Source organism: Aeromonas sp. Y289-2 (assembly GCF_027705925.1).
Classification (GTDB): domain Bacteria; phylum Pseudomonadota; class Gammaproteobacteria; order Enterobacterales; family Aeromonadaceae; genus Aeromonas; species Aeromonas veronii.
On record NZ_JAPDCH010000001.1, the window covers coordinates 434,348 to 448,076 of the forward strand.

The window sequence follows — 13,729 nt, forward strand, 5'->3', positions numbered from 1 at the left end:
TGGTGTAAAAATGTGAGACCCATCCCGTCCCCACGCAGTAGCACAAGAGTTAATGTGCAACAACACAATAAATGAACATCCTCTGCCATACTCAAACGAAGTATTCCGTTACGCCGAAACCGGAGCCTGATCATGGTAACCAGCTCGCTTCACACCACAGATACCGAGGTTGAATTTGCCGACGATATCCAGTTGGTATCGACGACCGACCTCAAAGGGGACATCACCTACGCCAATCCGGCGTTTTGTCAGGTGGCAGGCTATCGCTTGGAAGAGATGTTGGGGCAGCATCACAATCTGGTGCGCCACCCCGACATGCCCAAGGCAGCGTTTGCCGATCTCTGGGCCCACCTGCAGGCAGGCAAACCATGGCGAGGCATGGTAAAAAATCGCTGCAAAGATGGTCGCTATTATTGGGTTGATGCCTATGTCACCCCGATCTATGAAGATGGCAAGATGGTCGGTTACCAATCCGTCCGCTGCCGTCCCGCCGCAGAGCACAAAGCGCGTGCCAGCAAGATGTACAAAACCCTTAAAGCCCGTGAAACCGGCTCTGCCATTCACATGGGCCTGCGTCAACTCACACCGGCCATGATGACCATACCTCTGCTGCTCGTCAGCGTGATCAGCGCGCTCTGGCTGCTCTCACCGCTGCAGGCGCTCTGGGTCATCATTCCTCTCTTGGCAGCCATCTGGTTCAATCGCCACCCTCTCTTCCTCACACCGCGATTCTTGCAGCAGCTCGAGCAGGATTACGACAGCATCAGCCGCCTTATCTTCTCGGGGGATGCCCCCCACAGCATTGCCGATTTCCATATCAAGCTCGGGCAAGCGAAGATCCGTACCGTACTCGGCAGGGTGGATGACACCACCGCGTCGCTCAATGCCATGGCCAATGACCTGCGCGGCTCCGCCTCGCTGGCCAGCCAGGATATCTCTTCGCAAGACACGCAGATCCAGCAGATTGCCACCGCCGTCACCCAGATGGCTTCGGCCGCCGAGGAGATCAACCGCAATATTCAAGACAGCAACAGCCAGATTGAAGAAGCCCGTAGCCACTGCATCACCACCAGCACCCAGCTTTCGGAAGCAGGAGAAGAGATGTCGGCGCTTGCTACTCAAGCGGAGCAAGCCTTTCAGTCAGCCGTCGAACTGGCGAGCGAATCCGAGCGGATCGGCACCATCATGAGCGAAATTCGCGGCATTGCAGATCAAACCAACCTGCTGGCGCTTAATGCCTCCATCGAAGCCGCACGGGCAGGCGATCAGGGGCGCGGCTTTGCAGTGGTGGCGGACGAGGTTCGCAGCCTGTCGACCAGAACCCACAAGGCGACAGAGCAGATCCAGAACAGCATTGGCCATATCCAGCAAACCCTGGGGGGATGGAAAGAGATGATGCATCTCAATGTGACCAGAACCAACGCCTGCCTCGCCACCACCCGGGCAAGTACCGGCAACCTGAATCAGGTTGTGATCGAGATAGACAAGGTCTCTGATTTTTCAAACCAGATCACCGCCGCTGCCACCGAGCAACAAGCGGTCATCGAGGAGATCAGTCGTAATATCAACCAGATATCCTCGCTCTCTCACGATAACAGTCTCAAAATCGATCAGGTGAGTGAAACCAGTGCCAACTTGCAGAGCAAAGCGAGCCAACTCAAGGACTTAAGCCGGACATTCGGATAGCAACATGCAGATAAAGTCCATGTAAACGAAGGGCCACCCGTCTGGGTGGCCCTGTTGTTTATAAGGCTTAACTGTTGCACCTAAACGTGATCATGACCATTTAAGTTGGAAACTAGCTGATCAATCGATTCAGTAACTTAGCGAGCCCACAAGTGACATTTAAGTTGGAAACTCAATAGCAATCCTCCGCCAGCTCAACCAACAAGCAGGACATTGAAGTTGGAAACCAAGTTCTGTTTGCCGTGACAGTGACTATGTAACTAAATTACAAAACAGCTAATTACCTCTTATGAGGATTAGTGAGCAGACGCTTGTCATTTGTGCGCGTTAGCAGAAAGGCTACATGCTAGTGTTGAAAAGTGTGGCAATGACATCATTTGTTAAGCACACCATCAAAATCCGATAGTTGTAAATCCTTTTTCCCCTGCAACATATCACTCGCTAACAATCTCCGCTGATCCAGCAAATCATCGAGCGTTGCCTCAAAGGTCTGAATTTCAGCATCACGTATGGTTGGATAATAGACAAATACATCCTTGGTCTGGCCGATACGGTATGCTCTATCGGTCGCCTGATCTTCTTTGGCCGGATTCCAGCATCGGGTGAAATGGATCACATGGTTTGCTCCCTGCACATTGACACCAAACCCCACCGCCACGGTGGAAAGAATAATTACATTGAAACCGGTCACAGCCTGGAAACGATCAATCAGACGTTGGCGACTATTCAGGCTATCGCTACTTGTACTGGTGTCCCCATTAATGATTGTTGGGGATATATCGAAACGGACCTTAACCGCGTGCTGTACTTCACGCTGAACATCCCGTAGTTCGGTGAAGATGATAACCTTATCCCCGCTGCGACGGATGTTATCCAGTTGTTCTAAAAGCCACCTCATCTTAGGGGAATGTTCGCGTAACCAAAGATCAGGCTCCACACAATAGGGGTGAGCACAGACCAGCTTGAGTTTATGCAACACAGGAAGGATGAAACTCTCTTTACTCCCTGCGGCCTCCTGCACCAATTGTCGCTGTCGATATTCACCAATCTGCTGGTTATAGAGGGAACGCTGCCGACTAACCATGGTCAGATTGCGGCAAGTGCGATCTTCTATCTTGGAAGGCAAATCCTTAGCCACGTCCTGCTTGGTTCGCCGTAAGGTTTGAGGTTCAATCAAGGAGCGTAATCGAGCCAGAGCAGCTAGATCCTTGCACTCTCCCTCTTCAATTGGTTTTTGGTATTCACGACCAAATTGGTTCAAGGCCCCGAGCAAACCAGGCTGGACAAAATCAAACAGGCTCCAAAGATCGATCAGGGTGTTTTCTACTGGAGTCCCAGTACAAGCGATACGAAACCTAGACTTCATGGCTTTTATAGCCCTAGTCACCATAGCTGCCGGATTTTTGATTTTTTGGGCTTCATCACAGATCACCATGGCCCATGACTGACGACCCAAGGAGATCTCTTGGGAACGCATCGTCTCGTATGTTGTTAACACGATACGAGCCTCCTTCAACCAACCGGGACGCAGCAAATTTGTTACACCCTGCTGACGCAATGATTCTGGGATTTCATAGCTACGAAACTTTGCCTCTGATAGAGCGTCACCGTAGAGTCGCATGACGACAATGTCATCGGCATAGAAGAACTTTCGCAATTCTGCTTCCCAGTTATCCAATAACGAAACCGGGGCAACGATAAGAACAGGATCGCCACTAGGTTGACGTTCCAGATAATCAACCACAAAGGTCAGCAATTGGATCGTTTTACCTAAGCCCATGTCATCGGCTAAGAGGCAACCAGATACATGTTCTGGCGACAGTTCGAACAGATGCTGTAACCATGCCACACCGTGCAATTGGTGCTCACGCAGCGAAATTTCTGGCTTAAGTCTCTCCGGTAAGGAAGGGGAAGAAAGATGCGCCTGTTCAATCGCATCTTGTCGCCACTTGGCATAACCCACCTCATCGATGTTTTCTTCCATCAACAAGCCAATGCCATTTTTCCTCATGGATTCTTGAACTGTTGTATCTTCGCTTTGAAGGCGCTTTTGCCATTCCTTTTGTAACTGCTCAGCCAAGCGCAACGGGACTGGTTGCTCAGAACCGGGCAAACAAAGATGTCCAATGTCGTTTGCAAGCGCAGCATCAATCCTCTTTGACAACTCATCTAGCAGAGCTGAATCATCAAAATTGATCTGTGCGATAGCATCTCCCAAGGATTCCTCTATTTCATGCGACTCGCTCGCGCTCGATAGCCAATCCTGCCCCGTGGTTCTAGCCAGAAAGGGCGATGAAACAGGAACGACTTCTCCCAGACCGATGATGCGATCCCCATAGCGAGAAAGCTCAAACAAAGAATCGAACAACTCTCCGGCCACCTCTCTTTGCCAGCGATCTAGCAACTTTTCGATGTCGAACAACTGCTGTTCGTCAAAGTCGCCGAGCTCAAGCTCAAAACCCTGCCAGAAACCTGCACTCATACCAGCAGCCATCTTAAGGCGAAGCTCTTGTACAAAAGGAGCAAATACTCCTGGTGAATTGAAACAAAGGGTTACATCTGGGAGTGGCTTTCGGCTTATTGGGGAAAGGTGCAGCAATACGATGGTGATTTTCCCACTCTCGACCTCGAATTGCGGCTCCAGACGAAAGTGATGAAAATAAATCCCCGCATCGACAAGCGATTGCTCGTGCTGATCTGGATCGAGTACTACGCTGGTCTTTTCTCCCAGCAGGGCATAGGGGTTACGTAACAAAGACAAAGCCGAATCCCCAGCAACTCTTCTGCCTGGGATCGCCTTGATGGCTTCGAGCACATGTTTAATTTCAGGCTCTATCACCACATGAGCAATAGTGCCATCTGACTGCGTTATACGGTATCTATCCTGCACCCGTTGCGTGGCATCAAATGAGGAAAGGAACCCTGCCGGTTGTTCAGGAAAATCAACGCTAACCTCAATGACGGGACAGGAATCGATCTCAGCCTTCCGTGGTCGCAAGGCCAGTCGCTGAGGCTTGACAACCACGGTCTTGGCAAGAAAACCATCCATGTCAGCATTAGCTGCCTTAGCTGCACTGCGAATAACGGCCCATCCCTCATAGTTGGTCGCCTCACCTGGTTGCTCCTTCTGACAACGAACAAGATCACGCAACGCTTCACAGAGCTGCCAGCTAGCCTCGCTCAGCAAACCCTGTCCTTTTGCCGTTGTTACTAACGCCCCTTGGCGTTTTAACTCAACATGTTCTCCTGTTGCGCCGTCACACCAGTGAGTAATCGCAACGGTAAAATGAGCATCAAGCAGGCTACCAGTACATTCCAATTTGGGGCGTACATCAGCAAAGTGAGGCAAAGATAACAACGCCAGACTGCTTTCATGCTCGGGATCCGCTAGTAATCGATACAAGTTACGCCAAGTTAGGAGCCAGCGGTCGCTAAGCTCTGCGGCGTAATCCTCCTCAGCAAGCTGTTCCAAATAGGCAACCAAGGCCCATCGCGCAGGTTCGTCCTGTATACTTTCGGCAAACACGAGCCCTCTTTGATCCGCCTGCCAACATGGGCTGAGATCAACCGGGTCATGCTTATTTTTCCCAAATTTGCTAAACCAACGTCCAAGCATCATTTTTTCCAAAACATAAACGGGCTACCATTTTTGACCACAAATCCATTGCGTCTAAGAAGCAAAATGTCATCTGTATTGCGCTGCTTGATCTCTATATGGAAAGCTCCCCCCTTAGCGCGATGATCCGTATAGTGCCGCAGGTTTCCGCCTAACTGTTCTAGCAGTAGAGAGAAATCATCTTTTATCGACACTGCCGCTTGGGGAGTACTAGTGCTTTCATTGTCCTGAATAACTGTACTGAACATGAGAGGTTTGTTTTTGTCCGCGATGAAGTTACAGCTTTTTAATAACCATTCATGCCGTTCATGCCGTTCCCTGAGCTCTATATGGAAAGTCCCATACTTGTTGCTGTTATCCACATAGCGCAGCAAGTTATCGCCTAACTGCTCAAGCAACAGGGTAAAATCCCTTTTCCCTTTACTGTCTGAATACACTGAGTTACTGGCTGCCGTCTGCCGTTCAGGTACATTGTAAGATTGGCGCTTAGGTTCTGCTTTGGCTGAGGATGCTTGATTGGATTGGACTGCTGGCTTGACAGATTGACTCCATGACTGATGGGCACCCTGTGGTGTAGGAATAATACCCAGCCGTCGCAATTCATAGTCATAAGTGGTCTGCCACCCCTCCATCGCATCAGGTCTAGATGGCCTAGGAGCATGACGCCAACGAGTACTTCCTCGTTTCAAAACACCATTAAGCTCTAATGTATGTGCATCTGGATTGAACCCACAGGAATCAGCATGATAGACATAACAGGCATTTCCTGTACGTGAAAACTCAACAAAAAGGTATCTGCCAATCTGCATAATTACAGCATTATCGGCTGACGTTCCTCCGGATAAATGCCCTAGGCGCCCCTTATTCTGATCACGAAAACGGGCAAACTCTACATCCCTGTTTAATTGTGCATCACGTCCCATCACAATTCGGGTGTAGCTCATTTGATCAGCAAAACGCAGCCAATAGAAGAGGCGAGCCTGATCAACCTCACCTTCGCCTTTAAGTAAACTAAAGAAATGTTGTAAATCCTGTTTGGCAAGCCAAGCACCCACCATGTCGCACACTGGTTTGCCTACATGGTGGCGCCAACGATTCTGCTCTGACTTCAACTGGGGATTTCCCCAGATCTCCAGACCAGCTTGCATCAAATGGGGTTGTGGCTGAGCATGACAGTGACAATCACGATACCGAGCAAGACAAGCGGCTAAGATCTCGTCAGCATGTCGTCTATTGTTTACCCCCATCAGCGTCAGCAACTCCGGTAACCGGGCTAAAAATCTCGTCTCATCAAGTTCGGTAATTTTCTTCTGCACGACCGCGATAACTTGATGCCAGAGCCAACTTTCTGCCGGGATCTGGGCAAGAGTCTGAAGCTGAGTAAGGTCTGTTACAGTCCCCTCAAATATCTGCTGCCCTAACTGCAAGCCAGCCTCACTCTGAAAAAGATCTTGGTGCTCATCAACTATCCGCATCCAAGCTTTCAGCTTCGCCGGATTCCGTAAAACTCGGTAACCATCCCGGATATAGGTGCGCAACTGTTGCCAGTTTTGACTCTTTTCTGGATCGATTGCCTGATAGCCAAAATAGCTAAAACAAAGTGCCAACCAATCTCGACGAGCTAACCCACTGTTATCGATGTGAGCACGAACATGCCTACCCACTCGTGGAAAGACTCTTTCATCATCTAGTAGTTGTTTACCTGCCTCAACAGAGTCAACAAGTCCTGCATATACCAGCCGCCACTGTCGTCGAGTGAGTGGTTCATTGCGCAGGAAAGCCGCCAAAGCGGCATGACGCTTCTCCTTCGGTGGTTCTGGTGCAGCATCCGCTTGGTCAAAGCTTGCCTCAACCTCAGCACTAGCTTGCTTCAAAGCAGCAAAAGAATGTAGAGGTCGCTCCAGATAGTGTTCCTTGACCCGTTCTACACTGGACTCCAAGGTCGCGGTAAAACGGGAAATTGCATCCACCATCAACGCATCTCCAATTGACAGCGTTCAGCAGTCATCAAACCAGAAAAATGAGGTGCGCTCTCCACTGCCTGCTGCTTGTCTTCCTTGAGTCCATAAAATTGCATGCGCAACTCTACTCGACGACTTGCCTCTTTGCTGTCCTTTGCATTGTTAAAAGAAACGCCTCCAGCTAAAAACAAGCTGCGGATCTGCTGTTGGTGCTCGGCTGATAGGGACTGCTGCAACTGGCTCCGCCCATCAAGCAGAGAACACATTACCCACTCGGAACGCTGTAGGGACAGATGGAGGTTATAGAGGTAAGAACCATCCGTATCAGTAAAACCTTCGACCACCACTTGCTTCATCCAACGTTGCCCTTCCGGGCTATCGGCAACATCCAAGATCAATGGCACCACATCCTGCAATGCCTGCTGACCCTGTGGGTCGAGAAAATATTGGTTGTGGCCAAAGCGACCAGCCTCCCCAAAGCTAATTCGGTTGTCGCGACAGTCTACCTTGATGATATTGCTCTTCTTTCGCGCCTGAATCTCCAGGCTTTGACAGATACGGGTAATATCCTGTCCTCTTTGCTTTTCCCCAGCCTCTACTTCCCGAATTCGCTGGGTCACAGATGCAAGTGAGGCAACCATAACCACTAGGAACAACACCATCATGGCGGTCATCAGATCGGCATAAGATATCCAAAATGGCTTTTCCGCCTCATCATAGCGACGTGAGGTTGAGGCCCCTTTCATCCCGAACATAAGTTAGCCCCTTAGCGTCGTACCTTGACCGACTCAAACAACTCGGAAAGATCCTCAATCCCTTCCTTCATTTCATCAATACCACCAGCAAGGCCTTTCACTGCCTTATCCAACTCGCTATCCAAACTCCCCATGGTCTTAACCAGATTTCGATTCAGCCCATCAGCAAACTCGTTGAACCCCTTTGCCATCGCGTTGCCGATCTGGTCGAGGTATTCTGTAGCCTCACGGTTCAGATCACGCATTCGCTCACCGTGTTGTTTAAGATCGCTAATAAGTTGCACTCGCTGGCTCTGTTCGCTCTGCGCTCCAGCGACAACAGACTCGATAGTACCCAGAATTTTGACGGCAGACTCTCGATGAGCGCGGTATTCTGCGATGATAGTTGTGAGCTCACGAGAAGCGCCTGCCAGGTCTCCACCAACTTGCTGTACCGACTCCATCACTTTGGCAGTAGTTTCACCAACCTGAGCCACACTATTGCCTGCCGTGTCGAACCGATCCGCAGCGAGGCGCATTTTGTCCGCCCCTTGTGCCATCTGCTGCAAGTGCTCCCTTGTTTGCTGACCAAGAACTTCAATAACTTGCTGCGCTTCTTCGCGCTGCTGTTCTACCAGCGCCATCAAACCTCGAATCTGTTGTTGCAGACCATCAACAATGTTCTCAGTCATAGTACGAACGTTAGTTAATGCTTGGCTATGCGCTGTATCCATGCCCTCTCGATTGGTCGCAAACGTCTCGAACATTTGCTCAAGCTTGGAGCCCAAATGAGTTAGTGAGCTCGACATGCTCGCCATAACCTCTTCTTGCCCCTGACCTACTCGGTGCTGAATCTGAGCAATAAAATGATCCAGATTCTCAACCATTGCTTGTTGCTGGCTATCGCTAGCCCGCTGTGCCACTTCTCTCTGCTGCTCGACCAATTGCAGCGTCTCTTTAAGCTGCTTATCCAACCCACCAATAACAGTCTCCGTTGTGTTCCTGATATCGGCCTGTGCCTGACGATGAGCAGCATCCATTCCCTCTTGGTTAGAGGAAAAGGTCTGGAACATCTGGTTGAGTTGGGAGCTCAAGAGAGTCAAGTTGGTGGACATGTTGCTCATGATCTCTTCCTGTCCCTGACCAACACTTTGCTGGACCTGCTCTATAAAGCTGGTCAGACTTTCGGCCATCTGTTGCTGACGAACCTCACTCTCAGCAAACAATTTCTCAAGTTGGTGAGCTATACGCTCACTGGCATCTTCGCCCGAACTTCCCATTCGTTCTACCGTAGTCTGCATCTGTGACAGCATTTCATTCATGCCCGTCTGCATACTTGCTTGGCCAGCCTGCATATCAGCAAGAAGTTGCGCGATCATGGAGGAACTTTGCTGAGAAGAGGATTCTCCAGCTCGTCGCATATCGTCAACCAATGCCATAAAGCCTTGCTGCATGGACTGCATTGCTGTTACGGACTGACCGAGCATCTCATGCAAACCGCTGAACTGTTGACCGAAAGATGCATCTAGTTTGCTCATGAAAGCACTCAGTACATCAGTCAATAGATGCTGTACCTGGCCCGACTGATCGCCACTTGCCTGCTTCACAGATCCAGCAATTTTTTCCAACGGGTCTTTAAGACTATCTTCGATAGAACGCCCAATTTGGTTAGCTAAAGACGCACCGACTTCTTGATAAGAGGTTGAGAGAGTGTTGGCTAATTTGAAGTTTTCCTGTACCTGGGTATCAACCAGGTTTTGCAACATGGTGCGTAGGTCATTCACCAAGCTGTCTTTCAGTTGCCGGGCATTCACTGCACTTTCATTGCTGGCCTTAACCAGGTCGGCTAAATATTCCTCACCCACCCCCCCCTTGAAGAGTTCATCAATGGACTCGGTCAGCTTTTCCAGCAATACAAGGCAACGTCCCCATCGAGCCTTCTCAAACCCAGTAACTAAAATAGAGGCCAAAATTGCAAATGAAGACCCAACAAAAGCGTAAAGTACATCACTGAGCAGGCGAGAAACACTTTCGGTCACTTTCGCGGGATCTGATACATCAAAATGCGACAATCCCAACATCAGTCCTAAAAAGGTGCCGACAATACCGATACCAGTAAGTACGCCTGGTAGATGCTTGAAAACCTCAGTGCGAAGCGGCATTTCCACCATACTTGGCACTGAGAAGAAGGTCGCTGACAGGGTTGTCGCGCGAACAGCTATCAAGCGACTCTCTCCCTCGGCCAGTTCACTCTGCTTATGCAAAGTGTCTTCATATTCTTTCCACGCATGCTTCATAGCTATAAATTTTGGCGATGCAAACATTGCTGTTGCCTGCTCCAACTTCTCAAAAGCAGGCAGGTCACGCAGTGGTTCTAATCCTTTGCTTGCCTGCTTCAGATTGTTCGCCACAAACAGAGATGGCCAAAGATAGAACAAGCCAAAAAGCACTAACAGCAGCCCGACCAGGCAGACCACGAAAGTAGGGGCAGAAGTCGGCTCAAGAAGCTTGAGCCAATCGAACAACAAGGTGAAATTCATGCATCACTCCCGATTTTGAAGTGATGCAGTATACCAATTCCAATGAACACTTTTTTAATCGAAATCATGCAATTGGGTCCAGTGAAGAAGGCTCGATAGCTATCCCCCGAAAAAACTTATTCAAAGTGACCCCATTATGTTTAATTACCGGCCTCGTTTCGCAAATCGACCACACTTTTCATGCAATTTAGGCCTGAAGCCAAACCTTTGATTCTCACGAGAGGCCATGGCAGCTCTGGAGGATTGAATATTTGTAGAGCCGCGAATAGGTTGATTAATAGTAGCCAGGCAGGGAACAGAGTGAGCGAACGATAATTGTCATATGGAGACCATCAACCAATCGGTGCGCGCTTGTGTTGAGCGATGACGAATCTAATTGGAATGAATGCACTTAACGCATTGATTAAATTGAATTAAATTATAATGTCGATTTTTTAGCCAACGACTTGCGAAATGCCCCAAACTAGATGATGACCCAATGAACTCCTGAGTGATGATTCGCATTGGGCTGCCATCAACAACCCCCAGACGGAGGCGCAGACTAATCATGACTCATGTAGAGCAATCTCCCCCAACCAGCAATCTATCTGTTCTGGAGTCGCTCGGTCTACCACGTAACTGGCTAGCCGCCCATCAGCACATAGTGTCTGGTGTATCTCCTGAGATCGTCGTCAAACTGAGCACGCTATTGGGGTCTAATACCCGAACAATTTGCCAGATGATTGGCATTAGCCGAGACACACTGAATCGCCAAATCAAACGGGGCAATCGCTTATCGACAGCTCAGGGAGATCGCGTTTACTGGGCAGCCTTAGCAGTGGACGCAGCCATATCCCTACACCGGGGAGATACTGCTAAAACGATGAGATGGCTCACCCGCTCTGCGTGGGGATTAGGTGGTGAAAAACCGGCCGATGTGATTACTACGCCTATGGGAGCGCAGGCAGTTATCGATCTTGTCGGCCGGATTCGGCATGGCATCCCCTGTTGATTAACAGTTCATACGTGACCATAAAGCACCAACAATAGGCTCATCTGGTGAGCCGATCACCCCGACCAATCGGCTCATTTGATGAGCCGATCACCTCGACCAATCGGCTCACTTGATGAGCCGATCACCTCGACCAACCGACTCACTTGATGAGCCGATGACCTCGACCAATCGACTCACTTGATGAGCCGATCAACACAACCACTCAAATCGTGGTTAGATAAGCTCTCGATTGCCTTCAATTTTCCCAAATTGATCAGGGTCTGCGGGTTGATAATCATCCGAAAACATATTCATCAACCGATGCTCCTGTCTCAGGTTGGCCAGCGCCCCAAAAAAGCAGCCTTCACATAGGTGTACCTGATATCGTTCACCATCGTGCTGCGAACCATAACCCCAGCAAGCTTCCAGCGTGCCGAATTCCTGCGTACCGAGCGATTTAGTAGTACTAGCACCACAGACATCGCACAAAATATCGACGACCTGTGTGGTAGGAACGATTGCTTCGACCTTCATGGCAATACTCCTCGTTGTGATGCCTGATATCAGAACCTGTATAGGTATCGACGGCGAGCATCAGGGCATAGGATGTTGAGCGGCATACGCCGCAACCAGCCGCACAGCCAATGCGTAACTGAGCGGTAGACGTGTTTTGTATTTCCTCAGGCAGTCTGGCCTATCGACTGCCCGTTCCAGTGCAGATAGAGAGCTTGCCTGCTCGGCCAGCAGCCCCAGTTGCTCAGCCAGTTTCCTATCCCGTTCTTCCCAATCCACACTGGGATGGTGAACTGCTCGCTTGGCGGCAGGTAACTGTTGATACAACCAGGCACGATCATGTTTATAGAGCCAGGTGAAAGCCGTTCTGCACACCTGCTCGACAAAGCCTCGACTAGCATCAGCATGTTTTGCCAAATATGCAGCCACCGTTACACGGTGCTCACGGAGACGGTTAACCCTTCTCAAATGCCGTCGCCAGTCAGACAGCCCTTGGTGGCTCTGAATAATGGCTTCGACCGCCCCGACAGAAACGCCATGACTGTGCGCGATCTGCTGCCGTGATCCCCCCATGAACGCCTGACGCCATATTCCCCGCTCAACTTCAGCTGTAATGCGCTTGGCACGGTGATCAACCGGTTGATTGTGTCTCAGGGCGAGTTGCTTGATATAGCCGATGCTGTATCCGGTCTGGCAGGCAATCTGTCGCATGGAAACCCGCTTCACCAACAATGTCAGTATTGCTGTTTCTGATAGCTGTCCGTCGCTAGGCATAGTGGATTGTATCTGCACCGCAGCTGGGCTACTGATAGAAAAAAATTCCGCTGGGCTACGGCTTACAAACGCCATCAGCATCACATGTTTCAGGTAGTGGTGACTGCGGTCACCGTGCACCAGCCCCGAGACGTATCGATAGTTGGCCAGCCCCGGCGGCACTATTGGCGTTATATCGGCAAACAACCCCTGCCAGAACTCCGTCATGGCCTGCAACAGGGGCTGGCTACGCAGATGGCCTCTGGCCGTCAGATAGCCCTGTTGCCCGAGCCATCGCTGGTACAGCTCAGCTAGCGACTCCGTTGGCGACTGGACGCACAGATACCGATGCATAGCGGTGATATATGTAGAAAGTTTGATTTCCTGTTCAGATGGACGCGATGGTTCACAGGGTATCTCGGGATCCGGTATTAGCAGTCGCCGATCAATACCTCCCGCACTGGCCGCCAGGGTTTGCAATCGTAGCTCATGCTTGGCACAGGCCGTGACCCCATACAACTGGTGTACTGTATGCCAATACCCACACCCGAACTGCTTTTCATCTTCTAGAAGACAGGCCGGACACCATTTCAGGCAAGCGCCACCGACCCTTAGTTTGCTGGCGGCTTGTCCTGACAGGGCCATTATTCCCCTCCCCTCACCCAGCATGGCGGCAGCCAGGGCGTGGACTTGGTGCTTATTGTTCAGCGTCAGGGCGAACAATGGGAAGGCCGAGCCGTGGTGCAGCAGGTATTGCGGATCCACCCCCGCCGCCTGGGCAGCCGCCTTAATATGGCCTGGTAATGCCGGATGCAACCGAACAGCAGGACAGTGGAATAGCTGGTTACAAAAATGGTTTCGATCACTGTATGCCGAATGAACAAAATACTGGCTGACCCAGCTGTAGGCCGACTCGCCAGGAATATAGGTGGGGATCACCGAGGTCAACACTG

At 50.4% G+C, this 13,729-nt stretch carries 8 protein-coding genes; 2 read left to right on the forward strand and 6 right to left on the reverse strand.

Features of this window, described 5'->3' with window-relative positions; translation table 11 throughout:
- Positions 1–132: 132 nt before the first annotated feature.
- A complete protein-coding gene (locus OKC43_RS01965; RefSeq protein ID WP_013723620.1) occupies positions 133–1,686 on the forward strand; it encodes a methyl-accepting chemotaxis protein in 1,554 nt (517 codons plus the stop codon).
- A 373-nt stretch (positions 1,687–2,059) separates the two neighbouring features.
- Here OKC43_RS01965 and zorD read toward each other — a convergent pair whose 3' ends face one another.
- Genes zorD through zorA form a run of 4 tightly spaced genes read right to left on the reverse strand, consistent with a single transcriptional unit; the run spans position 2,060 to position 10,537 of the window.
- The gene (gene zorD, locus OKC43_RS01970; RefSeq protein ID WP_197971419.1) at positions 2,060–5,305 is read right to left on the reverse strand and encodes a type I Zorya anti-phage system protein ZorD; all 3,246 of its coding nucleotides are present in this window, start codon (positions 5,303–5,305) and stop codon (positions 2,060–2,062) included.
- Positions 5,302–7,275, reverse strand: coding sequence for a type I Zorya anti-phage system protein ZorC (gene zorC / locus OKC43_RS01975; protein WP_232038181.1), 1,974 nt, complete (start codon positions 7,273–7,275; stop codon positions 5,302–5,304). The genes zorD and zorC overlap by 4 nt, the downstream gene beginning before the upstream one ends.
- A complete protein-coding gene (gene zorB1, locus OKC43_RS01980) occupies positions 7,275–8,018 on the reverse strand; it encodes a type I Zorya anti-phage system protein ZorB1 (protein WP_024941361.1) in 744 nt (247 codons plus the stop codon). The genes zorC and zorB1 overlap by 1 nt, the downstream gene beginning before the upstream one ends.
- An 11-nt stretch (positions 8,019–8,029) precedes the next feature.
- Entirely contained in the window at positions 8,030–10,537 is a 2,508-nt protein-coding gene (gene zorA, locus OKC43_RS01985; RefSeq protein WP_088869620.1) for an anti-phage ZorAB system protein ZorA, read from the reverse strand.
- 547 nt (positions 10,538–11,084) lie between these two features.
- Here zorA and OKC43_RS01990 point away from each other — a divergent pair.
- A complete protein-coding gene (locus OKC43_RS01990; protein ID WP_077097823.1) occupies positions 11,085–11,528 on the forward strand; it encodes an antitoxin Xre/MbcA/ParS toxin-binding domain-containing protein in 444 nt (147 codons plus the stop codon).
- Positions 11,529–11,744: 216 nt separating this feature from the next.
- On the opposite strand, the gene OKC43_RS01995 is transcribed toward OKC43_RS01990, so the two are convergent.
- Together OKC43_RS01995 and OKC43_RS02000 are read right to left on the reverse strand one after the other, a co-directional pair.
- Positions 11,745–12,044, reverse strand: coding sequence for a hypothetical protein (locus tag OKC43_RS01995; protein WP_024941359.1), 300 nt, complete (start codon positions 12,042–12,044; stop codon positions 11,745–11,747).
- 60 nt (positions 12,045–12,104) lie between these two features.
- Entirely contained in the window at positions 12,105–13,727 is a 1,623-nt protein-coding gene (locus tag OKC43_RS02000; protein ID WP_077097821.1) for a TnsD family Tn7-like transposition protein, read from the reverse strand.
- Between the last annotated feature and the right edge of the window lie 2 nt (positions 13,728–13,729).

Coding starts and splice junctions, on each gene's coding strand:
- zorA (WP_088869620.1), bottom strand. CDS start 10,537: ATGAATTTCACCTTGTTGTTCGATTGGCTCAAGCTTCTTGAGCCGACT.
- zorC (WP_232038181.1), bottom strand. CDS start 7,275: ATGGTGGATGCAATTTCCCGTTTTACCGCGACCTTGGAGTCCAGTGTA.
- OKC43_RS01965 (WP_013723620.1), top strand. CDS start 133: ATGGTAACCAGCTCGCTTCACACCACAGATACCGAGGTTGAATTTGCC.
- zorD (WP_197971419.1), bottom strand. CDS start 5,305: ATGATGCTTGGACGTTGGTTTAGCAAATTTGGGAAAAATAAGCATGAC.
- OKC43_RS01990 (WP_077097823.1), top strand. CDS start 11,085: ATGACTCATGTAGAGCAATCTCCCCCAACCAGCAATCTATCTGTTCTG.
- OKC43_RS01995 (WP_024941359.1), bottom strand. CDS start 12,044: ATGAAGGTCGAAGCAATCGTTCCTACCACACAGGTCGTCGATATTTTG.
- zorB1 (WP_024941361.1), bottom strand. CDS start 8,018: ATGTTCGGGATGAAAGGGGCCTCAACCTCACGTCGCTATGATGAGGCG.